The sequence below is a fragment of the Pseudomonas caspiana genome, from assembly GCF_002158995.1.
GTDB lineage: Bacteria > Pseudomonadota > Gammaproteobacteria > Pseudomonadales > Pseudomonadaceae > Aquipseudomonas > Aquipseudomonas caspiana.
In genome coordinates, this window is record NZ_LOHF01000028.1 from 22,849 (window position 1) to 46,545 (window position 23,697).

The 23,697-nt window shown below is 58.7% G+C and carries 24 protein-coding genes and 1 riboswitch; of the genes, 14 read left to right on the plus strand and 10 right to left on the minus strand.

Annotated features, from left to right (window positions below; genetic code table 11):
- Positions 1–66: 66 nt before the first annotated feature.
- Both AUC60_RS24080 and ssuE read left to right on the plus strand, forming a co-directional pair.
- Positions 67–1,155 carry a polysaccharide biosynthesis/export family protein gene (locus AUC60_RS24080; RefSeq protein ID WP_087273598.1) on the plus strand — a complete coding sequence of 363 codons (1,089 nt, stop codon included), beginning with the start codon at positions 67–69 and terminating at the stop codon, positions 1,153–1,155.
- A gap of 241 nt (positions 1,156–1,396) precedes the next feature.
- Complete coding sequence (gene ssuE / locus AUC60_RS24085) at positions 1,397–1,978, plus strand: NADPH-dependent FMN reductase (protein WP_087273599.1); 582 nt, start codon at positions 1,397–1,399, stop codon at positions 1,976–1,978.
- Between the two features lie 172 nt (positions 1,979–2,150).
- Here ssuE and AUC60_RS24090 read toward each other — a convergent pair whose 3' ends face one another.
- From AUC60_RS24090 to AUC60_RS28300, 4 genes are all read right to left on the minus strand, one after another.
- Positions 2,151–2,756 (minus strand): LysE family translocator, encoded by a 606-nt coding sequence (locus AUC60_RS24090; protein ID WP_087273601.1) that lies wholly within the window; start codon positions 2,754–2,756, stop codon positions 2,151–2,153.
- Positions 2,757–2,892: 136 nt separating this feature from the next.
- Entirely contained in the window at positions 2,893–3,168 is a 276-nt protein-coding gene (locus AUC60_RS24095) for a hypothetical protein (protein WP_087273602.1), read from the minus strand.
- Positions 3,169–3,355: 187 nt separating this feature from the next.
- Complete coding sequence (gene pcsA, locus AUC60_RS24100) at positions 3,356–4,075, minus strand: phosphatidylcholine synthase (protein ID WP_087273604.1); 720 nt, start codon at positions 4,073–4,075, stop codon at positions 3,356–3,358.
- Positions 4,076–4,156: 81 nt separating this feature from the next.
- Positions 4,157–4,288 (minus strand): hypothetical protein, encoded by a 132-nt coding sequence (locus AUC60_RS28300; RefSeq protein WP_274521404.1) that lies wholly within the window; start codon positions 4,286–4,288, stop codon positions 4,157–4,159.
- A riboswitch (cobalamin riboswitch) is annotated at positions 4,287–4,481 on the plus strand. (Overlaps the previous gene by 2 nt.)
- 206 nt (positions 4,482–4,687) lie before the next feature.
- Here AUC60_RS28300 and AUC60_RS24105 point away from each other — a divergent pair.
- From AUC60_RS24105 to AUC60_RS24115, 3 genes are read left to right on the plus strand one after another with little or no spacing between them, the layout of a single operon-like run.
- Positions 4,688–5,719: an ABC transporter substrate-binding protein gene (locus AUC60_RS24105; protein ID WP_087273606.1), complete on the plus strand. Its 1,032-nt coding sequence runs from the start codon at positions 4,688–4,690 to the stop codon at positions 5,717–5,719.
- The gene (locus tag AUC60_RS24110; RefSeq protein ID WP_087273607.1) at positions 5,716–6,759 is read left to right on the plus strand and encodes a FecCD family ABC transporter permease; all 1,044 of its coding nucleotides are present in this window, start codon (positions 5,716–5,718) and stop codon (positions 6,757–6,759) included. Before AUC60_RS24105 ends, AUC60_RS24110 begins: the two co-directional genes overlap by 4 nt.
- On the plus strand, positions 6,756–7,553 hold the full coding sequence (locus tag AUC60_RS24115; protein WP_087273609.1) for an ABC transporter ATP-binding protein: 798 nt from the start codon (positions 6,756–6,758) through the stop codon (positions 7,551–7,553). Before AUC60_RS24110 ends, AUC60_RS24115 begins: the two co-directional genes overlap by 4 nt.
- Before the next feature lie 20 nt (positions 7,554–7,573).
- Here AUC60_RS24115 and AUC60_RS24120 read toward each other — a convergent pair whose 3' ends face one another.
- The 4 genes from AUC60_RS24120 to AUC60_RS24135 form a co-directional block, all read right to left on the minus strand.
- On the minus strand, positions 7,574–8,074 hold the full coding sequence (locus AUC60_RS24120; protein WP_087273611.1) for a GNAT family N-acetyltransferase: 501 nt from the start codon (positions 8,072–8,074) through the stop codon (positions 7,574–7,576).
- Between the two features lie 184 nt (positions 8,075–8,258).
- The gene (locus AUC60_RS24125; RefSeq protein WP_087273613.1) at positions 8,259–9,209 is read right to left on the minus strand and encodes a DUF979 domain-containing protein; all 951 of its coding nucleotides are present in this window, start codon (positions 9,207–9,209) and stop codon (positions 8,259–8,261) included.
- Positions 9,209–9,940: a DUF969 domain-containing protein gene (locus AUC60_RS24130; protein ID WP_087273615.1), complete on the minus strand. Its 732-nt coding sequence runs from the start codon at positions 9,938–9,940 to the stop codon at positions 9,209–9,211. The genes AUC60_RS24125 and AUC60_RS24130 overlap by 1 nt, the downstream gene beginning before the upstream one ends.
- A 264-nt stretch (positions 9,941–10,204) precedes the next feature.
- The gene (locus AUC60_RS24135; protein WP_087273617.1) at positions 10,205–11,440 is read right to left on the minus strand and encodes an OprD family porin; all 1,236 of its coding nucleotides are present in this window, start codon (positions 11,438–11,440) and stop codon (positions 10,205–10,207) included.
- Between the two features lie 335 nt (positions 11,441–11,775).
- Here AUC60_RS24135 and AUC60_RS24140 point away from each other — a divergent pair, with 335 nt between their 5' ends.
- Entirely contained in the window at positions 11,776–12,735 is a 960-nt protein-coding gene (locus AUC60_RS24140; protein WP_087273618.1) for a LysR family transcriptional regulator, read from the plus strand.
- A gap of 70 nt (positions 12,736–12,805) precedes the next feature.
- Here AUC60_RS24140 and AUC60_RS24145 read toward each other — a convergent pair whose 3' ends face one another.
- Positions 12,806–13,690, minus strand: coding sequence for a LysR family transcriptional regulator (locus AUC60_RS24145; protein ID WP_087273620.1), 885 nt, complete (start codon positions 13,688–13,690; stop codon positions 12,806–12,808).
- 207 nt (positions 13,691–13,897) lie between these two features.
- Here AUC60_RS24145 and AUC60_RS24150 point away from each other — a divergent pair, with 207 nt between their 5' ends.
- On the plus strand, positions 13,898–14,368 hold the full coding sequence (locus AUC60_RS24150; protein ID WP_238599635.1) for a multidrug/biocide efflux PACE transporter: 471 nt from the start codon (positions 13,898–13,900) through the stop codon (positions 14,366–14,368).
- On the opposite strand, the gene AUC60_RS24155 is transcribed toward AUC60_RS24150, so the two are convergent.
- Positions 14,322–15,239: a LysR substrate-binding domain-containing protein gene (locus AUC60_RS24155; RefSeq protein ID WP_087273624.1), complete on the minus strand. Its 918-nt coding sequence runs from the start codon at positions 15,237–15,239 to the stop codon at positions 14,322–14,324. The genes AUC60_RS24150 and AUC60_RS24155 overlap by 47 nt on opposite strands.
- A 183-nt stretch (positions 15,240–15,422) precedes the next feature.
- Between AUC60_RS24155 and AUC60_RS24160 the strand changes: the two genes are divergently transcribed.
- From AUC60_RS24160 to AUC60_RS24190, 7 genes are all read left to right on the plus strand, one after another.
- Entirely contained in the window at positions 15,423–16,943 is a 1,521-nt protein-coding gene (locus AUC60_RS24160; protein ID WP_087273626.1) for an ABC transporter substrate-binding protein, read from the plus strand.
- Positions 16,944–17,030: 87 nt separating this feature from the next.
- The gene (locus AUC60_RS24165) at positions 17,031–17,948 is read left to right on the plus strand and encodes an ABC transporter permease (RefSeq protein WP_087273627.1); all 918 of its coding nucleotides are present in this window, start codon (positions 17,031–17,033) and stop codon (positions 17,946–17,948) included.
- Positions 17,949–18,134: 186 nt separating this feature from the next.
- The gene (locus tag AUC60_RS24170) at positions 18,135–19,040 is read left to right on the plus strand and encodes an ABC transporter permease (protein ID WP_087273629.1); all 906 of its coding nucleotides are present in this window, start codon (positions 18,135–18,137) and stop codon (positions 19,038–19,040) included.
- Between the two features lie 16 nt (positions 19,041–19,056).
- On the plus strand, positions 19,057–20,088 hold the full coding sequence (locus AUC60_RS24175; RefSeq protein WP_087273631.1) for an ABC transporter ATP-binding protein: 1,032 nt from the start codon (positions 19,057–19,059) through the stop codon (positions 20,086–20,088).
- A complete protein-coding gene (locus AUC60_RS24180; protein ID WP_087273633.1) occupies positions 20,085–21,074 on the plus strand; it encodes an ABC transporter ATP-binding protein in 990 nt (329 codons plus the stop codon). Before AUC60_RS24175 ends, AUC60_RS24180 begins: the two co-directional genes overlap by 4 nt.
- A complete protein-coding gene (locus AUC60_RS24185; protein WP_087273634.1) occupies positions 21,071–22,495 on the plus strand; it encodes a M20 family metallopeptidase in 1,425 nt (474 codons plus the stop codon). Before AUC60_RS24180 ends, AUC60_RS24185 begins: the two co-directional genes overlap by 4 nt.
- Positions 22,492–23,646 carry a M20 family metallopeptidase gene (locus AUC60_RS24190; RefSeq protein ID WP_087273637.1) on the plus strand — a complete coding sequence of 385 codons (1,155 nt, stop codon included), beginning with the start codon at positions 22,492–22,494 and terminating at the stop codon, positions 23,644–23,646. The genes AUC60_RS24185 and AUC60_RS24190 overlap by 4 nt, the downstream gene beginning before the upstream one ends.
- The last annotated feature ends 51 nt before the right edge of the window (positions 23,647–23,697 follow it).

Below are 23,697 nucleotides of genomic sequence, written 5' to 3' on the forward strand. Positions count from 1 at the left end.
TCGGTGTTGGTAAGGGAAGCAATGAAATCACTGTGGTGCCAACGCACCTTTAGGAAGGAACAATATATGAAGCTAACCCTAGCTGTTGTGCTGCTCTCCAGTCTGATTTTGCAAGGCTGTGCATTTGCACCCGGGCAGCACATGACCCCAGGAGACATTCAAGCAAAAGATCCGGACGGTCCGGATGTTCAGCTGATACAGATCACCCCACAAACCCTTAAACAGCAAAAGCAACAAGCGGCCGCCAGCGCTAAACCGCTGCCAGCCGAACTGCTCAATTACAAAACCCCTGAATATGTCGTCGGTCCCGGTGACACCTTGCTGGTGATTGTCTTCGAGCACCCTGAGTTGACCGCGCCTGGCTCACAGGACCAACTCGACGCCAACAGCAGGGAAGTATTGAGCGACGGCACGCTCTATTTCCCTTATGTGGGCAGAATCCAGGCCGGTGGCAAGACCGTCGGGCAAATCCGCGAACAACTGCGCATGGGCTTGTCGCCGCAATACACTGAGGTCAAGGTTGACGTCAAAGTACTGCGCTACAACAGCCAGCGCATCCTGCTTTCGGGTTCGTTCAAAAGTCCCGGTCCGCAGCCGATCACCAATATTCCATTGAGTCTGGTGCAGGCAATCAGCACCGCAGGCCTCGATCTGACTGACGCCAACCTCGCAGGGCTGACCCTGCGCCGCGATGGCAAGGATTACGTGATCGACGTCGACTCGCTGAACCGCAAGGATTCGCAACTGAGTAAGGTCTTCCTGAAAAATGGCGACTATCTGCACTTGAACAGTAACTCCAAGAACAAGATCTACGTGCTGGGCGAAGTCCAGCGGCCGCAGGTCATCTCCTTCGGGACCACCAGCGTGACACTGCTCGAAGCACTGGGTAACTCCGGCGGCCTGAGCCCGGACAGCGCTGACGGTGACGCGGTGTATGTGATCCGCGGTGCCGAAAACCAGACCAACGCCCGTTCAACGGTCTATCACCTCCTGGCAAAAAAACCGACTGCCTACCTGCTGGCCAAGGAGTTTGAACTCCAGGCCCAGGACGTCATATTTGTCGGCCCGGCGGACATCACCCGCTGGAGCCGCTTCGTCAGCCAACTGCTCGGCTCAGCCAACGTCATCCAGACAGGCGCTGCTTTCAGAAACTGACATCCGTCACAAAAACGTCCCCGCATCTGCCGATTGCGGGGATTTTTTTTGCCTGCGATTTGGCAGCAAGTGTTGCCACAGCAACAGCGAATCAACAGTTGAGGGTGGCATTGAGCATCCCGCGATGTTGTCATGACCGGGATGCACAGATATTTATGTTTAATTTCAATAACTTGAATAATTAATCCGCGCTGGCATGCATGCTGCTTTGACTTGCCTACGCTTTTTCAAGGAATTCAGCATGTTAGTAGTTTCACTGTCAGGTAGCCCCGCCCTTAAATCCCGCTCAGGCGTGGTACTGGAACACGCGGGCCGTTGGCTGCGCGCCAAAGGTGTAGACGTCACTACCCTGCGAATCCGCGATTTCAACGCTGAAGATCTGATCTTCGCCCACTTCGACAGCCCGCAAGTGCTGGACTTCATCGAAGCCGTCAAACAGGCCGACGGGTTGCTGATTGGTACGCCGGTGTACAAGGCCTCTTTTTCAGGTGCACTGAAAACCCTGCTGGACCTGCTTCCTGAGCGGTCTCTGCACGGCAAGGTGGTTTTGCCATTGGCCACCGGTGGCAGCATCGCACATATGTTGGCGGTGGATTACGCGCTGAAGCCAGTGTTATCGGCGCTTAAATGCCAGGAAGTCCTGCACGGAATTTTCGCGATCGACAGCCAGATCAGCTACGCCGATAACGAACAAGGCGGCGATCTGGACGACATTCTTCAGGAGCGTTTGCAGGAAGGCCTGGAGCATTTCTACCTGGGTCTGCAGCATCGCGTTCAAGCGCGGCAGAAACAGGCCGGAGGGCATTTGCGATTGGCGTTGTGAACGGGTAAACCTGTGGGAGATTCCATGCTTGCCTGCCAATCCCACTTCATCAAGGTGTCTTGTGGGAGCCGAGCTTGCTCGCGATAAGAGCGCTGCGGTTCAACGCCGAAATTGCAGCGCCTGTATCGCGAGCAAGCTCGGCTCCCACAATCGAATAGCAGACTTCAGGCCATCACCCCTTCAACATCGGATACAGCGAAACCACCAACAGCACCGCCATCCCCCAGTTAAACACCCGCAGCCAGAACGGATCGCGCAGTGCGTTGCGCAGCAGACTACCGAAAGCCGTCCAGATACTGACCGTTGGCAGGTTGATCAACGCAAACACCGCCGAGATGATCACCACATTGGTGAAGTACCCCTGCAGCGGCGTGTAAGTGCTGATCGCACCGACGGCCATTACCCAAGCCTTGGGGTTGACCCACTGAAACAGTGCGGCCTGGATAAATGTCTGCGGCTTGCCCTCCTGGCCCGTGGCGTCAGACGCCGGACCAGACGTGGCGATTTTCCACGCCAGATACAGCAAATAGGCCGCGCCGACATAGCGCAGGACGGTGTACAGCAGAGGATACGCCTGAAAGGCGGCACCCAAGCCCAGTCCCACTGCCAGCACCAGACTGAAAAACCCGCAACAAATACCCAGCATGTGCGGCACCGTCCGGTTGAACCCGAAGTTCACACCCGAGGCCAGCAGCATCATATTGTTGGGTCCGGGCGTCACCGACGTGACGAATGCAAACAGGGCGAAGGCAAGCAGTAGATCGAGGGAAAGCGACATGGAGCGGTCCAGACTTCAAAAGGGCAGGCCTTCACTCTATCGAACCGACAACCAAAAACACACGAACAGTCAGGTGAAGATTCAGCCGGTACAGTTCCGGGTAGATACCGTTTTATTCAGAACTGTATCTAGCGGATTAACCCTGAAGATCCTGGCCGACCTCAGCGTTATCAGCGCTGATCTCGCCACGGCTGTCGAATTCGCGAACCGCTTGCATCTGCGGCTCAGCCAGCAGTTTGGCCTTGGCGATTTGATACTCATCAAAAGACAGCCCACGGCGATTCAGATCTTCCATCGCCAACTGGTGAGTTTCCTGAGCAGTGTAAGGGCGCAGTTCAACGGCGTGGTGGGTGGAGCAACCAGAGACAACAGCAACGGTCAACAACAGGGCAAAAGCGTAAATGCGGTTCATGAGAGCCTCCGGATCGGGTTCATTTCGGGAATGAACAAAGGTTACGCCCGGGGCCGTTTACGCAGAAATCACTGCTCTTGATAGTCGGTATTGCTGGGAGGGAAATTGTCAGAATGCAATCGCTGTCGTGCGGCAAACATTGGACCTGTAGGAGCGCACGAGCACCTACAGATCCTTCAAGCAGTACTCAAGCCCGCCACTTACCCCAATACTCCAGCGAAGTACGCCACAGGCAGATACCGATAAAGTACGCCGACATGGTGAACCACACGCCCATGACTACTGAACCGTTATGCGGATGGTTAATGATCAGCAAGGCGCTGCTGATCAACCAGATGGTCGTCACCACAATATTGAGCGGCATGAAACGGCGTACCCGGAACGGATGGAGAAACTTCATCCGGGTCAACGTCAGCAATGCCAGGCCAATAATCGTCAGGAACGTCACCCAAGGCGACGGCTGAATGATGTACAGACACAGTGCCACCACGTTCCAGGCTGCGGGGAAGCCCTGGAAATAATTATCCTTGCTCTTCATTTCCAGATTGCAGAAACAAAACAGCGACGACACCAGAATGATCGCCGTGCTCAGCAACAACGTATAAGGCGGCAGAGGGATGTAGCTATAAATGAACAACGCCGGAATAAACACATAGGTCAGGTAATCAATCACCAGATCCAGAACCGAACCGTCAAAGCCCGGCAATACCGACTGCACATTGAATTTGCGCGCCAGCGATCCATCAACGCCATCCACCGCCAGCGCCAGGCCCAGCCACAGCAGGCACGCCTTGGCCTGGTCATCGAACAGGGCAATGGTCGCCAGGAATGCAATGACCACGCCGGTGGCGGTAAAACCGTGGGCACCCCAGGCTTTCAGCCAGGCCACTCGTTGAGTCGATATCACAGGAAAATGTCTCCAAAAGGTGAAGCGGACCAGTGTAAGCCTGGTTGGATGCACTATCGACCGGCCATCGGTCGAGAAGGTTCACCACCGGGAGCGGTTAACACCCGTCCAGTTACGGCTTGCATCATGCGCCGAGCGAGCGAAACGCACGATAAAAAAATAACGGGTGCCGGCTAAAACAGGAAAAATCACCACTCTTTTGAGCTTATCCATTACCATGCCGCCCGTCGGTTTCCAAACGGGATTAATAGGGAATCCGTGATGGCCCAAGGGTCGTCAACCGGAACTGCCCCCGCAACTGTAGGCGCTGAGCCCTGCTCCATAGATGCCACTGGATAAAACCGGGAAGGCCCGAGCATGGCGATGATGCGTCAGTCAGGAGACCTGCCGACATCAGGAAGCTACACCATCGCTGCGGGCGCAACCCCGTGAAGCGGTCGCATGCTTTCTGGCAATTGACCCACCGGCGGGGTGTCCGGGGAGTACATCCGTCAGCACGGCGGCGCAGCCGTGATTGATTGACCCTGCCGAGCCTTCGCCAGCAGCAGTCGTGATGTGTATCCAGCCAGAACACCATCGTACGGATAACCGTTCGAATGGAGATCGTTTTTCATGTCTTTGCCTCGTTTTGCTGTATTGCTCGCTGGCCTGGGTTTCTGCGCACTGACGCTGGCTGCCAGTCCGACCCCTGCCCTTGCAACAAAGTACCCGCTGACCCTCGATAACTGCGGGGTACCGCTGACCTTCGCCAAGGCCCCCGGCAAAGCCGTGACCATTGGCCAGTCAGCGACTGAAATCCTCTATTCCCTTGGGCTGGCCGACAAAGTGGCCGGGACTTCACTGTGGTTCAACAACGTGTTGCCGCAGTTCAAGGACCTCAACGACAAAATCCCGCGTCTGGCCGATAACGATCCGAGCTTCGAAGCGGTGATCAACAAGCGCCCTGAACTGGTGGCGGTGCAATTCGAATGGATGGTTGGCCCGCAAGGCGTGGTCGGCACCCGTCAGCAGTTCAGCGAAATGAAAATCCCCACCTACCTCATGCCATCTGACTGCGAAGGCAAAGACAATCTGGTGGGGGCAGACGGTACGCGCCTGCGGCCCTTCTCCATCGACAGCCTGTACAAAACCGTCGATCAACTGGCGCAGATCTTCGACGTCCAGGCCCGTGGCAATGAGTTGAACGCAGACCTGCAAGCGCGCCTTGCCAAGGCTCAGGCCAGCGTCAAAGACAAACACTTGAAGGACGCTTCGGCAGTGTTCTGGTTTTCCAGCGCAGACCTCAATGTCGACCCTTATGTAGCCGGACGCAAAGGCATCCCGGCGTTCATGATGGACACCCTGGGCATCCGCAATATCGTAGAGTCCGATGAAGAGTGGCCCACCGTGGGCTGGGAAACCATCGCCAAGGCCAACCCGACGATTCTGGTACTCGCACGGATGGACCGTCGCCGCTTTCCGGCCGATGACTTCCAGAAAAAACTGGAATTCCTCAAGACCGACCCGGTGACCAAAAACATGGATGCAGTGAAACACAACCGCATCGTGATCCTTGATGCTCAGGCCATGGAGGCGACGATTCGCACCTTCGATGGCATTGACGAACTGGCTGGCGCCATCGACAAGTTCGACTTGCACCCATGACAGCGCAGTTCGCCGGTCGCTTGTTGCGCAAGATTTGCCTGCACGGGGCCTGGGTGCTGGCCGTGTTGCTGGTGGCGATTGTCGCGGGCATTGCGATTGGTGAAACGCCCATAAGCCTGTCACTGGTGTTTCAGGTGCTGGCCAACAAGCTCTGGGGCGCCGGTTTCGTACTGGACCCTATTGATGAAGGCATCGTCTGGAATTACCGCCTGACTCGCGCCCTGGTCGCGGCTGCCTGCGGTGCGGGTCTGGCCATTTCAGGCGTGGTCCTGCAATCGCTGTTGCGCAACCCGCTGGCCGATCCTTACCTGCTGGGCATTTCCGCCGGGGCCTCGACCGGCGCGGTGCTGGTGGCGATCATCGGCGTTGGCGCGGGTGCCATCTCGTTGTCAGCCGGAGCCTTTGCCGGGGCCATGGCCGCTTTTGTGTTGGTCGCTCTGCTCGCTCGCAGTACCGGCGCAGTCAGTGGCAGCGGGCAGATCATTCTCGCGGGCATCGCCGGTTCACAACTGTTCAACGCCCTGACCTCCTTTCTGATTACCAAGTCGGCAAATTCCGAACAAGCGCGCGGCATTATGTTCTGGCTGCTCGGCAACCTCAGCGGCGTGCGCTGGCAATCAGTCACGCTGGCGGTGCCGGTGGTTGTGATCGGTCTGGCGGTGTGCCTGTGGCATCGGCGCTCGCTGGATGCGTTTATGTTTGGCAGTGATTCTGCCGCTGCCCTGGGTATTCCGGTGCGTCGGGTTCAGGTGGTATTGATCGCCACCGTGGCGCTGGTCACGGCAGTGATGGTCTCGCTGGTGGGCTCTATCGGTTTTGTCGGTCTGGTTGTACCCCACGCGGCGCGCTTGCTGGTCGGCGTGCGTCACGGTCGATTGATTCCCGTCAGCGCATTGGCCGGAGCCGTATTCCTGATTGCCGCTGACGTACTGTCTCGCACCGCGATCAAGGGCCAGGTCTTGCCAGTGGGGGTGATTACCGCACTGATCGGCGCACCGGTATTCGCCGTGATCCTGATCAAAGCCAAGGGGGGTCGATGAGCACTCTGAAACAGCCAGCGACCGATATCGACCGCGATGTGTTGTCGTGCTCTGGCCTGAACTGGTCGATCAAAGGCGTACCCATTGTCCGGGATGTCGCGCTGCAGCTACGACGCGGTGAAACCCTGGGTTTGATCGGCCCCAACGGTTCGGGCAAGTCCAGCCTGCTGAAGCTGCTTTCAGGCATTCGAACTCCGGCCAGTGGCGAGATTCACCTGAATGGGGCTGCCCTCGCCGACATGAAACGCCGTGATGTGGCGCAGATGATTGCGGTCGTCGAGCAGCAGGCTGAAACTTCTGATGCAATCACCGTCCTGGATGCCGTAGAGCTGGGACGCACACCGTGGCTTTCCGCCTTGGAGCCTTGGTCAGCCGCAGACGACAGGATCGTTCAGCAAGCATTGTCCGACGTGGACATGGCAGATAAACCCAAACGCGCCTGGCACAGTTTGTCGGGGGGCGAACGCCAACGCGTGCACATCGCCCGTGCGCTGGCTCAGCGCCCGCAGATCCTGTTGCTGGATGAGCCCACCAACCACCTGGATATTCAGCATCAGCTAAGTATTCTGGGGCTGGTGAGATCGTTATCGGTAACCACCCTGATCGCCTTGCACGATCTTAATCAAGCACTGGCTTGCGACCGGCTGGCAGTGATGGATAAAGGCGCGTTGATCGCCATTGGTGAACCGTCCGACGTGCTGACCTGCGAACTGTTGCGCGAAACCTTTGGCGTCGAAGCGCACTACCTGACGGACCCGTACGACGGGACACGGATTTTGCGTTTCAGATCCTGAGCACACAGATCACCCGTGTCCTACTGAACCCTGCGCTCCATATGCGTGGTCTGCCACACGGGATCGCTTTCCACGTCGACAATCCGGAAACCCTGCCGCTCCCAGAAGCCAATCGCTCCCGGTAGAAACGGATGGGTGTGCAGGTAAAGCACGTCGATGCCCTGCTCCCGGGCACACGCCTCAAGAGCCAGATAAATCTGGCTCGCCAACCCCGACCGACGAAATTCGGAAAGGACGAACAGACGCACGATTTCCACGACCTTGCTTTGCCCGTAGTCCAGCTGAGCAAATCGTCCGTCGTAAGGTAAGTAGCCGATCGCGGCAACGATTTCCCCGTCGCGACGAGCGATCAGAAAACGGCCGCCGCCCTCCTCGCTGTACACCCTGGCAAACTGCGCAAGGTCCGCGGGCATTACGGTAGGGTCAAGCATCGGGAAAATTTCCGCCCGGGCACGCAGAACGAAATCGATTACAAAGGGAACGTCTTCAGGTTGTACAGAAACAATGTCTACAGCAGGCATTTACAGCGCTCGGTCACCGAATAGACAACCATCCTAATGCAGCCCGCAAACACAATGCAGCTTTCTGAGTTGACCCAAATCCTGTGGGAGCGGCCGAAGGCTGCGAAGCATTTACCCTGACGGGACGCTATCGCAGCCTTCGGCAGCTCCTGCAAGCCAATCTCGAATTACCTCAATGCTCTGATCACATCAAGAAGTACAGCAACAGGATGTTGACCACCAGCAACGGCAAGGCCGTTGGAATCTGCGCTTTGATCACTGCGTACTTGTCCGGCAACTCAAGCAATGCTGCCGGAACGATATTGAAGTTTGCCGCCATGGGCGTCATTAAGGTCCCGCAATAACCAGAAAACATGCCGATGGCGGCGATGACAGCCGGGTTACCGCCGTACATGCCGATCAACACCGGAACACCGATGCCACCAGTCATCACCGGGAACGCCGCGAAACCGTTGCCCATGACGATGGTGAACAAGGCCATGCCCAATACGTAAACCGAGACGGCGACCAGCTTGAAGTCGAGGTTGATGTAGTTGGTTGCCAGATGCGCCACCGCCTTGCCGACGCCCGCGTCGTTGAACAGCAGCCCCAGCATGGCCAGCATTTGCGGCAGCACCAGTGCCCAGCCGAGAGCCTCGGTCAGCCGTCGGGATTCGCGCATGGCCTGCACCGGCGTGTCACGCGTCAGCCAGCACGCCAGTGCCAGAGCGATCAGGCAGCCTAGCCCGAGGGACACGAAGGTGCTGTTGGCCGGATCAAGCAGAGGCACGCCGCCAATCTTGATATTTTTGAGGAATAGCGCGCCAATCACCGTCACCAGCGGAATCGCCAGCGCAGGAATAAACAGCTTGCTGCCCAGACGCCCGGCACTGGCACGACGCTCCTTGTCCGGCAATTCGCCGTGCTTGCCGAAACCCACACCGCCAAAACCGGCGATAGCCGCCATGACCAGCACGCCGATACCGACCAGCACCGGCGGCAGGCGCTCACCCACCAGAAATGCGATGGCGAACAGCCCCCAGAACAGCCCCGTGCTCCAGCGCTTGGGGTTGGTGCGATCGGTCAGGGTCAGTACCGAGGTCACCGCCAGGATGATCCCGGCCAGCCAATACAGGTATTGAATGGAAATGATCATTACACGCTCTCCTGGGCCGTAGCAGCCGGGGTGGACTGCGCCACAGGTTGCAACTCACGATTCAGACGACGATCAAAACGGCTCAAGTGGATCGAGTGAATGATGAACGCACAAATCGCCGTGGGAATGCCCCACAACGCGATATGGATGGGTTCCACATCGACCCCGGAACCGAGCAGGAACGTGTGCATGAGGGCGATGGCACCGAAGGCCACAAAGATATCCTCACCGAAAAACAAACCGACGTTGTCGGTCGCCGCGCACAGCGCCAGCAGCTTGGTCCGCAACGGCTCAGGCAGCTTGCCGAAGCGTACCTCTGCGGCGCCTTCAGCCATCGGGGCCAGCAGCGGACGGACCATTTGCGGGTGCCCGCCAAGGCTGGTCAAGCCAACCGCCGCAGCGGTTTCACGAATGAACAGATAGCCAATCAACAGCCGACCCACCGTGGCGCTCTTGAAGCGCGCGATGAAGTTCTGCGAGTGCAGACGCAAGCCATGACGCTCCAGCAGACCAATCACCGCCAATGGCAGCAGAATGATCAGCGGCAAAGTACGGGTCTTGATGAACCCGGTACCGATGGTTGCCAGAATGGTTTCCAGCGACATGCTGGCGGCAAAACCGGTAGCGATAGCCGCCAGGGCGACAACCAGCATCGGATTGAAGCGCAGCACAAAGCCAATGATGATGACCAGCACGCCCAATAGCGGCCAGAGATTGATAGCGGTTTGCATGATTGAAGTCTCGTTATTGTGATGATGTAAAAAGGACTTGTTACGTTGAACGCGGCAACTCTGAACTGCCCGGCGTCCATGGCACCGCGCTGTCTCGCGGCAACATTGGACCTGTAGGAGCTCACCGAGGTTACGAGGCCAGCGATAGCGAAGTGTCAGACAAACTGCCATCGCTGGCCTCGTAACCTCGCGAGCTCCTTCAGAAATGGGTTCATCCATTTGTTCAGGCTGCTTCTCAACGCAGCAATCAAGCCAACTTCAGCCCTACCAAAGCGGCAGGGTATAGCTGACGATCAGACGGTTCTCATCCAGGTCATTACCGAAGTTGGAACGAACGGTTGCGTTACGCCATTTGACGCCCAGATTTTTCAAGGTACCACTCTGGAACACGTAACCCACGTCGGTGTTGCGCTCCCACTCCTTTCCCTCGCCACCTGCCGCACGCTCGACGTTGTCACCCGACACGTAACGCGTCATGAACGTCAGGCCAGGGAAGCCGACGCTTGCGAAGTCGAAGTCATAGCGGGCCTGCCACGAACGTTCATCGATGTTGGCAAAATCGCCGACCTGAATGAAGTTGACCAGAAACGGGTCGCTGCCAGAGATGTAGGGAAACGGATCGTCGCCACTCATGCGCTGGTAGCCGATACCGAACGCGTGAGCTTTGAGTTTGTAGGTGAACATCGAGCCCAGCGCGCGGTTGTCGATGTCGCGAAAGCTACCGTCTTCGCTGCTTTTTGAGTAGCGCAGGTCAGTCTTGAAGCTCTGCCCCTCGCCTAACGGCAAGACATGCACCAGGCCGCCGTAATACTGCTTGTAGATGTTTTCAAGCTGACCGTAGTGCGCACTGATCGCTAATTGCGGCGTGACTTGATACTCGCCGCCACCAAAGTTGAAATCATTGCTGACCCCGCCGATACGGTTGGCAGTCATTTCAGTGAAGTCTGTAGAGTTGTTGGCCTTGATGCGGTCGAGGTGGCCGCCGGTGAACTTGAAGTTATCCAAGTCCTGCGACGTCACCATCGCGCCCCGGAAGGTCTGCGGCAGCAAACGGCTGTCGTTGGAGGACACCATGGGGCTGCGGAAAAACAGCGTGCCAGCCTTCAGTTCAGTCCTGGAGATTTTCGCCTTGGCGGTCAGGCCCAGCTTGGCATATTCATCCTGAGAACCACCTGATGACTGATCCGCAGGCAGCAAACCACTGCCCGCCGTGCCGTCACCGGAATCCAGTTTGTAGCCGACCATGCCCAGCGCATCCAGGCCGAAGCCCACGGTGCCCGCGGTGTAGCCCGACTGCAAACGCACAATGAAACCCTGCGCCCACTCTTCTGCCTTGTCCCTGGCGTTTGCCTGACGGAAATCGCGATTGAAGTAGAAGTTACGTGCCTCCAGCTCCCCTTTGCTGTCAGCAAAAAAATCAGCGTTAGCCCCGGCCCCGAAACCCAGGGTCGTGCTGCCTAACAAGAGTGCGCATACATATTTTTGGTTGTTGTAGCTCATTGAAAACAATCTCCATGAGCGCGCAGTGGTATTTGACCGACTGTTGGCAGAGCGCAGTTATTGGTGGGTTGCAGTGGCCGGAGTCCACTGCAATGAAGGTTTGACACAGCCTGGTGATGAGAACCACGCTGGTGACCTTTCTCGTTCCGCGGCAATCTTTCGGTAGCCCGACCGCCCACGTCCAACGGGAAAAAACCGCTATGCCCCATAAGAATTTCTTTATCGTCGCTGGCATATAACCTGCACTTTCAGGGGACTTTCGTGACGCCCTGCACATCGCTTTCAGCAACCGTGCAGCACCTGTCAGTCCTTACGCGCTTCAAGGAATCAACCCGGTGAACCTCAAATTTCTGGAAACCTTCGTCTGGGTAGCTCGCCTGAAAAGCTTCCGGCTCACCGCCGAAAAGCTGTTCAGCACCCAGGCCTCTATCTCCAGCCGTATCGCGGCGCTGGAGGACGAAATGGGGGTTCGCCTGTTCGTTCGAGACTCCAAAGGAGTGTCACTGACATCCGAAGGTTTGCGTGTGCTCGAATACGCCGAACACATCATGGACACCATGCAAAGCATGAAGGCTGCGATCAAGGACCCACGGCAGGTGCGCGGCCGGATTCGCATCGGCGCAATGGATACGGTCATACACACCTGGCTCAGCCCATTGGTAACACGGCTGATGAAGTGTTACCCGAACCTGGAAATCGAGCTGACTGCCGACACCGCGAGCAACCTCTGCGCGCAACTGGAAAAGGGTTATCAGGACATCATTTTCCAGACCGACGAGTTGCGCTTCGACAGCGTGCGCAATGCCATTCTGACCCGCTATCCGATGCATTGGGTGGTGCCGGTCGGCTCGGTTTATGACCGGCCATATGCTTGCCTGGAGGATTTATCCCAGGAGCGAATCGTGACGTTTTCGCGCAACTCACGACCGCATCAGGACATCCTCAACATGCTGCACAGCGCCAATATCGTCTCGCCAAGAATCAACTGCGTGAACTCTGCGTCAGCCATCACCCGTCTGGTGCGCGACGGTTTCGGCATTGGTGCCATGCCCGCAGCGCTAGTACGCGGCGAGCTGGCCCAAGGCGTACTCACACTGGTCAACGGCATACCGCTGCCGTCGATAATGGACATCGTCGCCAGTTGGCGCACCGGCGCGGGTATGGAGCTGGTGGAAGACATCGTCAGCCTGACCCGGGACGTGGTGGCGGAATTTGATGCGGAGTTACCCAAGAGCTTTATGGCCCAGGTACCGACGACACAGGCAGATTCATCCAGCCGTGAAAACCGCCCCTGAACCGCGCACTTCTATATAGAAGCGCCCCGTTAAGGCTCACAACAAAATGGTCGGCACCTTCACGATCCGATTATTCACCGCGATGCCGAGTGAAGGTTTCCAGTAGCCACGCACCTGCCGGACCGAGGCTGCGCTGCCGTGACCAGATCACGTCCACCGCCGAGCTGCGCGGCCAGCCCGGTACGTCGAGTTCCTTGAGCTTGCCACTGGCATAGCCCGACACCAGCCAGCGCGGTAACGCAGCCCAGCCAAAACCAAACGCAGCCATGTCCATCAGCAACAAATAGTTGGGAGCCGACCACGGGCGATGACCACTGATGGGCAAATCATCAGTGGGTACGCTTTGGTCCACCAGGGTGTTCAAACGCAGCGCACGGTGCTGCGCGAGATGCTGGTAATCGACCTTTTCCTGCTGAGCCAGCGGATGTTTGTGCGCCACGAACAGGCCGAAATCGGCACGTTCGGCAATGGTGGAATAACCAACTTCGGGTGGATAACTGGCCTGCGCTGAAAGCAGCCCAAGTGACGCACGACCGGATTGAATCAGGTTGATGGCGTCGCCATGCTCGGCAAACACGCATTCCAGTTCCAGCTCGGGGAAACGCTGGTCGAGTTCAGCCATGCGGATTTCAAAATCAGCGAACTGGTTGGCGTCAGACAGCACCAGAGTCAGACGTGGCTCCACCCCTTCAGCCAGCCGCCCGGCTGCACGGCGCAGCTTGTCCGAGGCGGCCAACACGTCCTCGATACGCCCGAGCATGGCCCTGCCCGCTTCGGTCAGGACCGGGTGCTTTGAGGAACGATCAAACAGCTCAAGACCCAGATCGATTTCCAGACGAGCAATCGCTTCGCTGATGGTCGACTGACTCTTTCCCAAACGCCGCGCCGCCGCGCTGAACGATCCAAGCGCAACGGTCTGGGCAAACGCTTCGAGGGCTTCCGGGGAATAACTCATGTGAACCTCGTATCGGTTTTACCGATGGAAACGATTTTCACTTTAACGCAGGGGCCGATGACAATGCACGTCATCGAAGCAAACGCCTATCCCCTGTGGGAGCAGAGCTTGCTCGCGATAAGGCTGCCGCAGGTATCGGGCCTACCGCGTCCAGCCTTATCGCGAGCAAGCTCTGCTCCCACAGGAATGCATTCCAAAGGTCAACTCATGCCAACCAAATCCATCAAGGAACGTGCCTTCCACGCGTTTCTTTTCGAAATCATCGGCGTACTGCTGTTTGCACCGTTGCTCGCCTGGGCCATGGGTCATTCGCTAGCCAAAATGGGCGCGATGACCGTCATGATTTCCACTGTAGCCATGCTCTGGAACATGTTGTTCAACGCAATGTTCGATGGCCTGCGGCGCAAATGGGACTTCCGGCTATCACTGGGTACACGGGTACTGCATGCATTGGGTTTCGAGAGCGGACTGATTCTGGTGATCGTGCCATTGGCAGCGTGGTGGCTGTCGATCAGCCTGCTGGAAGCGTTTCTGCTGGATATCGGCCTGCTGTTGCTGTTCCTGCCATATACCCTGGTCTTCAACTGGGCATACGACGCTGTCCGGGAACGGGTAATCCAGCGCCGCCTGGCTAATCGCCACGGGTTTTCGCCAGCTCCGCGATCAGAAAATCCCTGAATGCAGACACGGCGGCCGGTAGATTTCGACCGGCCATGCTTTGCATCTCGATGCGTCGAGCCTGCATGCCTTCGTCGAGAATCGGCAGACAGCGCAGTTCTTTGCCGACGACCTGTTTGTGCAGGGTCATTTCACTCGAGAGGCTGATGCCGCCCTCCTCACGCACAAAGCTGTACAGCGCACCGATGTAATTACTGGTCAGCACCGGCTCGAACATCAGGCCCTGCACACCGCAGCAGATATCGAACAGTTGGCGCAACGTCGTTTCAGGCTTTGGCAGTGCGATCGGGTACGGCTGCAATTCGGCAAGGCTGACCGCGTCGCGTCCGGCCAACGGATGGGAATTGGCAACCACAGCAAAGATCGCCCCGCTCATGACGTGCTCGACGCAGATTTCCTTTTGCGGCGTCAGGCTGAAGGTCAGCGCCAGATCGGCCTCGCCGGAGCGGACTTTCTCCGTGGCTTCGGCGGGCGCGCACACCTCCAGCGTGAAGTGAATCCCCTGATACTCCCGACGGAATGCGGCGATGCTATGAGGCATGTAATCCAGCGCAAAGCCTTCCGAGCAGGCGATGTGTACATGGCCGCGTTGCAGGCCGTGCAACTCGGTAATCTCCAGCACTACCTGCTCGGCTTCCAGCTGTGACTTGCGGGCATAGGCTGCCAGCCGCGTGCCGGCTTCACTAAGCACCATGCCTCGTGCACGGCGTTCGAACAGCGTGGCGTCCAGTGCCAGTTCCAGTTTGGTGATTTGCCGACTCACCGCAGAGGCTGCGACATTCAGGCGCATGGACGCCTCGCTGATGGAACCGCAACGCGCCACTTCAAGGAAATAGCGAAGGGCCGTGGACTGCACGCCGTATAACTGCATCTGAACCTCTGAGGATTGCCTTTTCGGCAAAGCTAGTATCGAAAGATTGTGCTTGTGGCATTGGTAAACCATCGCCTACATTCTTGTCCAGACCAAAAAAAACACCTGACCAGTACTTCCCTCTCTCGCATTTGCGAACAGCTGCCCTTTGATTCAAACACTCTCGCCAACGGAGACGACGGCATGGGCATCAAAGGTTTCGCTTTCAGTATTGCGCTGCTGGGCTCCATCAGCAGCTTCCCGGCCTACGCCGGTAAAGCCAACGACACACTGGTTTACGCTTCCGACAGCGAACCCGAAAACATCAGCCCTTATCACAATGACCTGCGCGAAGGCGTGATTCTCGGCCGGCTGATCTGGGACAACCTGGTGTACCGCGATCCCAAAAGCGGCGAATACAAACCCATGCTGGCCACCAGCTGGAAACAGGTCGACGACACCACTATCGATTTCGAACTGCGCAAAGGCGTCAAATTTCACAACGGTGACGCGTTCACCGCGGACGACGTGGTGTTCACCCTCAACTACGTCGTGTCGCCCGAAGCCAAAGTCGTTACTGTGCAAAACGTCGACTGGATCAAAAGCGCCGAAAAAACCGGCGATTACAGTGTCCGCCTCCACCTGAAAAAACCTTTCCCGCCCGCCCTCGAATACCTGTCCAACGCCGTGCCGATGTTCCCGAAAAACTATTTCGAGAAAGTCGGCATGGCTGAATTCAGTCGCAAACCGATTGGCACCGGCCCTTACAAGGCCGTGTCGGTGGTGGCGGGTGAAGGTGTGACCATGGACATTAACAAGGACTACTTCAAAGACAGCCCGCAAGGTCTGCCACACATTGGCCACATCAAATTCCGCGTCATCCCCGACGCCGAGACCCGCCTCGCCGAATTGATGACCGGCGGTGTCGACTGGGTATGGCGCGTTGCACCGGATCAGTCGGAGAACCTCAAAGGCATGCCGAACCTGACCGTGACCAGCGGCGAGACCATGCGTATCGGCTTCCTGATTCTCGATGCTCGCGGCACCTCTACTGAAAACTCGCCGATGAAAAACCTCAAGGTGCGTCAGGCGATCAACCACGCCATCAACCGTGACGGCTTGGCCTCGCAACTGGTGGGCGGTGAAGCCAAGCCATTGCAGGTCGCTTGCTATCCGGGGCAATTCGGTTGCGACACCACCGCCGCCACGGTCTACAACTATGACCCGGCCAAGGCCAAAGCGCTGCTCGCTGAAGCCGGTTACCCGAACGGTTTCGAGACGGAAATCTTCGCCTACCGCGATCGTGATTACGTTGAAGCGATCATCGGCAACCTGCGCGCAGTGGGCATCAACGCCAAACTGCGCTACCTGAAATACGCTGCCCTGCGCGATCAGCAACGTGGCGGCAAAGTACCGATGTCGTTCCAGGCCTGGGGCTCGTTCTCGATCCTCGACACCTCGGCTTCGGCGGGCACCTGGTTCAAGGGCAACCCGGACGACAACATCAAGGACCCGCAAGTCCAGGGCTGGCTGCAAACCGCCGACAACGCCCTCGACCCGCAAGTGCGCAAGGACAACTACCGCAAGGCCTTGCAGCGCATCAGCGAGCAGGCCTACTGGGCGCCGCTGTTCAACTACTCGATGAACTACGCCTACACCTCGGAACTTGAGTTCACGCCTTACCCGGATGAGTTGCCGCGCTTCGTACTTTCCAGCTGGAAATAAGCCACAACCACCGCTGCCGTGGTGCTGCGTAATCGCGCCACGGCATACCCCCACTTTTTTCAGCCAATGGATACGAGGAAACTTGCCATGCTTGGGTTCCTTCTGCGTCGTCTGGGTATCGCTGTGTGCGTTGCGATTACCGTGTCGATCATCAGCTTTTCTCTTTTACACCTGTCCGGAGACCTGGCCACAGCCATTGGCGGGCCGGAAGCCAGCAGCGAACAAATCGAACAGATCCGTGTGCAGTACGGTCTGGACAAACCTTTGCCAACTCAATACTTCAATTGGCTGGGCGACTTGCTGCGACTCGATCTGGGCGACTCTTTTTTCTTTCAGGAATCGGTCTATAACCTGATCGCCAGCCGCCTGCCGATCACTTTGAGTCTGGGCGCAATGGCGCTGGGCATCGCACTCATGGTGGCCATCCCGCTGGGTGTATTGGCCGCCGTGAAACGTGACACCTGGATCGACCGCCTGGCATTGAGCATCGCCGTACTGGGTCAGGCCATGCCGAGTTTCTGGTTTGCGCTGATGCTGATCGTGGTGTTCGCCGTCACTCTGAAATGGCTGCCGGTATCGGGTAACTCGACGTTCCTGCACTTCGTGATGCCCGCAATCGCGTTGGGTTATTACGCGACCCCGGCGATCATGCGCCTGACCCGCGCAGGCATGCTTGATGTGCTCAATTCCGATTACATCCGCACCGCGCGGGCCAAGGGTTTACGTCCGGCGCGGGTGCTGTTCAAACACGCATTGCGCAATGCGTTGATCCCGGTAGTGGCGCTGGCCGCGGTGGAGTTCGGCTTCATGCTCGGCGGTTCGGTGGTGATTGAAACCGTGTTCTCCCTGCAAGGCGTCGGGCAGCTCGCCTGGGACGCCATCGCCCGCGACGACTTCCCCGTGGTGCAAGCCGTAGTCCTGCTGATCGCCGTGATCTACATCATCCTCACCTTGCTGGCAGACGTGCTCAACGCACTGCTCGACCCGCGCATTCGTGTGCGCTGAGGAGTCCGCCGTGTCGATGAATTCTCGCAGCTCCATCAAGCGCAACTGGATCTGTAGGAGTGAGCTTGCTCGCGATAGCGTCAGGTCAGCCAATGACTGTTCAACTGACACATCGCATCGCGAGCAAGCTCACTCCTACAGAAAATCTCGAATTCAAATGCTTTTCCGCGCTGACCGGAGGCTCCCATGAGCACACCCGCCGCCCCTCTCGCCATCAACGATTACCTGCCACCGCCCAGCAGCCTCAGCCGGGTGTTGGGCAAAAGCTTTCGCCATCGCGGTTTTGCCATTGGCATGGTGCTGCTGATGATCATCTTCATCGGTGCGCTGTTCGCGCCGTGGCTCGCGCCTTACGACCCTTACGCCCAAGACGTGATGCTGCGCATGAAACCGCCGGTGTGGATGGCCAACGGCACTTGGGAATACCCGCTGGGCACCGACAAACTGGGCCGTGATTACCTGTCGCGGTTGCTCTACGGCGCACGTATCTCGCTGTTCATCGGTGTCGCCGCCGCGCTGATCTCCGGCTTTATCGGCACAGTCATGGGCCTGCTCGCCGGTTACTTCGGCGGCAAGGTCGATGCCTTCATCAGTTACCTGATTACGACTCGCCTGGCGATGCCGGTGGTAATGGTTGCGCTGGCTTCGGCCTCGTTGATGGGCGGTTCGCTGAAAGTCGTGATCGTGCTGCTCGGCTGCCTGTTGTGGGATCGCTTTGCGGTGGTGGTTCGGGCGTCGGTGCAGCAGATTCGCGATGCCGAATACGTCGCCTCGGCCCAAGCCCTGGGCTGCTCGACCCTGCGCATTCTCGCCAGTGAAATCCTGCCCAATCTGGTCGGCGCGCTGATCGTCGTCGCCACCCTGGAAATGGCCCACGCGATTTTGCTGGAGTCAGCGCTGTCATTCCTCGGCGTGGGCGTACAGCCGCCAACTCCGTCCTGGGGCCTGATGATCGCCGAAGGCAAACCCTACATGTTCTTTTCCCCGTGGGTCATCGCCATTCCCGGCGTTGCCCTGATGATTCTGGTGCTGGGCATCAACCTGGTCGGCGACGGTCTGCGCGACCTGATCCTGCCCGACGGCCGCAACTGATAGAGGAGCCACGAACATGGCACTACTCCACGTTGAAAACCTGCGCGTCGACATCCCCATGGGTAACAGCCCGACGCCGGATGACATGCTGCACGCCGTACGCGGCCTGGACTTTGAAGTCGAGCGCGGCGAAATGCTGTGCATTGTCGGCGAGTCCGGCTGCGGCAAATCCCTAACCTCGCTGGCGCTGATGGACCTGTTGCCACGCAAGGCCAAACGCACCGCAACCCGTCTCACACTGGACGGCATCGACATGCTCACTCAGAGTGAACGACGCATGTGCGACCTGCGCGGCAACCGTCTGGCAATGATCTTTCAGGAGCCCATGACTTCGCTGAACCCGGCTTACAGCATCGGTGATCAGTTGAGCGAAGTGCTGACCCAGCATCGCAAGGTCTCTCGAAAAGACGCCATGGCCCGCGCCGCGCAGATGCTGGAGAAAGTCGGGATCAGCAACGCTACTGAACGGCTTGGCCAGTACCCGCATCAGCTGTCCGGTGGTTTGCGCCAGCGGGTGATCATCGCCATGGCCTTGATGTGCGAGCCGGACCTGATCATCGCCGACGAACCCACGACGGCTCTGGACGTGACGATTCAGGCGCAGATCCTGCGGCTCATTCGCGACATTCAGAAAGAATTCGGTCTGGCGGTGATTTTCATCACCCATGACCTGGGTCTGGTGGCGCGTATCGCCGACCGTGTCGCGGTGATGTACGCGGGGGAAATCGTCGAAACCGCCCCCGCCCTGCAACTCTTCGAAAACCCGCAGCACCCTTACACCAAGGGCTTGCTGGCAAGTATCCCGATTCCTGGCAAAACTAAACCCGGCGAAGCGCTGGGTTCGATCCCTGGTTTGGTGCCCAGCTTGGTCGGTGAGCAACAAGGCTGCGCATTCCGCAACCGTTGCGGTCAGGCCGTTGATGCCTGCGCGCAGAACATTCCCGAAATAATGCGAGACGGCCACATGGCTCGCTGCCTGTTTGCCGCACCGGGTCCGGAACCGACCCGCCAACAGGCTCAGCTCCAGCAAGGGAGTGCCCGCGCATGAAAAAGGACATTGCTCTGGAACTGTGCGACATCCGTCGCGAGTTCCGCATGAACAAAGGCTTCTTCAAAGCCCCCGCCACCCTCAAGGCTGTGGACGGCGTGTCGCTGCGCCTGATGCGCGGCGAAACCCTCGGGCTGGTGGGCGAATCCGGTTGCGGCAAAAGCACACTGGCGAAAATGCTGCTCGGCCTGCTACCGCCCACCAGCGGCGATGTGCTGGTCAATGGCAAACACCTGGCGGCCACCGATCGCAAGGAAATGTCCCGGCGCATCCAGCCGATTTTTCAGGACCCGTATTCGTCGCTGAACCCGCGCAAGACGCTGCGGGAAATCGTCACCCTGCCGCTGATCGTCCACGACATCGGCACCACTGCCGAGCGCCGCAAGAAGACCGAAGAAATGCTCGATGTGGTCGGTCTGCCCAAGCGAGTGATCGACAGCTATCCGAGCCAATTGTCCGGAGGCCAACGCCAGCGCGTGGCCATTGCCCGCGCCTTGATCATGCGCCCGGACGTGCTGATCTGCGACGAGCCGACGTCGGCGCTGGACGTTTCGGTGCAGGCACAGATCCTCAACCTGCTCCAGGACCTCAAACGTGAATTCGGCCTGACTTACCTGCTGATCAGCCACAACCTGGCAGTCATCGAACATCTGGCTGACCGGGTGGCGGTGATGTATCTGGGGCGGATCGTTGAAGAGCGCACCCGCGAATCCTTGTTCGCCGCGCCCGGCCACCCGTATACCCGCGCCCTGCTGGATTCGGTGCTTACCCCCGATCCGCGCCTGGGCATTCCCGATATCGGCCTGCATGGCACGTTTCCAAACCCGATGTCGCCGCCATCCGGTTGCGCGTTTCACCCGCGCTGCCCCAGCTGTTTCGCGCCCTGCAAGACGGCCTACCCGGCCAATGACCCGATTATCGGCGGCAACGTGCGTTGCCACCTCCACGACAGTCCTGCCCAAACTTTGGAGCTCGTCCACTCATGAGTCGCTCACAGGCCATCCACAACACTACCGAGCAGTTCGACAACGGCGCCTTTCTGTCCCTGCTCGAACGCAGCGTCGCCCTGCACACCGAAAGCCAGATTCCGGACCAACTGCCGGAGCTCTACCGCTACCTCAAGGAATTCATAACGCCCCACGTCGAAGCGCTGGGCTTTAGCGTGCAGGTCTACGACAACCCGCTGCCCAAGCGCGGCCCGCTGTTGATCGCCACACGTATTGAAGACCCGGCATTGCCAACGGTGCTCAGTTACGGCCATGGCGATGTGGTCAACGGCTACGACGCGCAATGGCGTGAGGGTTTGTCACCCTGGGAAGTGAAAGTCGATGGCGAGCGCTGGTACGGTCGCGGTACCGCGGACAACAAGGGCCAGCACCTGATCAACCTGACGGCACTTGAACAAACCCTCAAGGCTCGCGATGGCAAGCTGGGTTTCAACGTCAAACTGTTGCTGGAAATGGGCGAAGAAGATGGCTCGCCGGGTTTGCGTGCGTTCTGCGAAGCGCATCCTGAAGAACTCAAGGCTGACGTGTTCATCGCTTCCGACGGCCCGCGCCTGGCCGCTTCGCGCCCGACGATCTTTCTCGGTTCGCGAGGCGTGTTCAACTTTGAACTCAGCGTCAACCTGCGTGAAGGCGCGCACCATTCCGGCAACTGGGGCGGGCTGCTGTCCAACCCGGGGATCATTCTGGCCAACGCCATTGCCAGCATGGTCGATCAACAGGGCCGGGTAAAAATCCCCGCGTTGATGCCCAAGGAAGTCCCCGAAGCCGTGCGGCTGGCGCTGGCGGATATTGAAGTCGGTGGCGGCCCCGGCGACCCGGAAATCGACCCGAACTGGGGCAATCCCGAGCTGACCCTGAGCGAGAAAGTCTTCGGCTGGAACACCCTCGATGTCATCGCCTTCAAGACCGGCAACCCCGACGCGCCAGTGCATGCGATCCCCGGCAAGGCCAACGCCCACTGCCACATCCGCTTTGTAGTGGACAGCGACTACAACACTTTCATCCCGGCGGTGCGCGCCCACCTGGATGCCCACGGTTTCACTCAGGTAGAAGTCAAACAGGGGCGCATCGACATGATGAACGCCACCCGTCTTGACCCGACAAGCCCGTGGGTCGGCTGGGCGTTGAACTCCCTCGCCGAAACTACCGGCAAAAAACCGGCCCTGCTGCCCAATCTCGGCGGCTCGCTGCCTAACGACGTCTTCGCTGATGTGCTCGGCTTGCCAACGCTTTGGGTGCCACATTCGTACCCGGCCTGCTCACAACATGCGCCCAATGAACATTTGCTCGCCCCCGTGGTGAAGGAAAGCCTGCAAATCATGGCCGGGTTGTTCTGGGACCTGGGTGACGATGCAGCTCGATTGACGCAAGAACATCAACAGCGGGAGCTAGCCAAATGAGCGACCCTCGACAACAGGCGCTGGACTGGCTCGCGAGCCAGGGCGAGGCGATGGAGTCCCTGCTGCAACGTATCGTCGACACCGATTCCAACAGCTACGACAAAGCCGGCGTCGATGCGGTGGGTGCGCTGCTGGCGGCGGAACTGCAAGCCGACGGCATCCTGCTCGAACGCATGCCCGTCGAAGGCTTTGGCGATGTCATGCTCGCGGAAGTTTCCGGCGCTGCGGGCAAGCCGGTATTGCTGCTGGGCCATCGCGACACGGTTTTCCCCAAAGGCACCACCACGACTCGGGGCTACAGCCGAGACGCCACCCTCGCTTACGGCCCGGGCGTGGCGGACATGAAAGGCGGTCTGGTCCTCAACTGCTTTGCCCTCAAAGCGCTGAAGCGCGCCGGTCAACTGCCCTACCCGGTTCAGGTGCTGTACACCGGCGATGAAGAAATCGGCTCCGGCAGTGCTCGCAGCCATATCGAAACCGCGGCACGTGCGGCCCGCGCCGTGCTCAACACTGAACCCGGCAGAGCCAGCGGCAACGTGGTCAGCGCCCGCAAAGGCGGTGCGACCTTGATCATCGAAGTCACCGGCCGCGCCGCGCATTCAGGGGTCAACCATGCCGATGGCGCCAGCGCCATCGAAGCCCTGGCGCGCAAGATCGTCAAACTGCATGCCCTGACCGATTACCCGGCGGGCATCACCACCAACGTCGGGCTGATGTCCGGCGGTACCTCCAGCAACACTGTCGCGCCCAGCGCCACGGCCAAGCTGGACGTGCGCTTCATCGAGCTCAAGCACTGGGATCAAATATTCGAAGCGATTCAGAGGATCGTCGCCGAAGAAGAATTGCCCGGCACCAGCGCTGTGCTCAAAGAAGCCACGACCTTCCTGCCCATGGAGGCGCAACACAGCACTCGCTTGCTAGCGCTGTACCAGCAGCAGGCGCAGACATTGGGCTTCAGTGTCGAAGGCGAATTCACCGGCGGTTGTGCTGATTCCGGCTTCACCGCCAGCCTCGGCATTCCGACTCTCTGCGGCCTTGGTCCGGTGGGCGGCAAGGTGCACACCGACCGCGAATACCTGGAACTGGACACCCTCGTGCCTCGCGCCCAGGCATTGGTGGCGACCATTCTGGCGGTGGGTGAAGCCTACTGAGGTAATTGGTCTCTTCGAAACGCCGGGGATTGGCTATCCACACCGTCCACC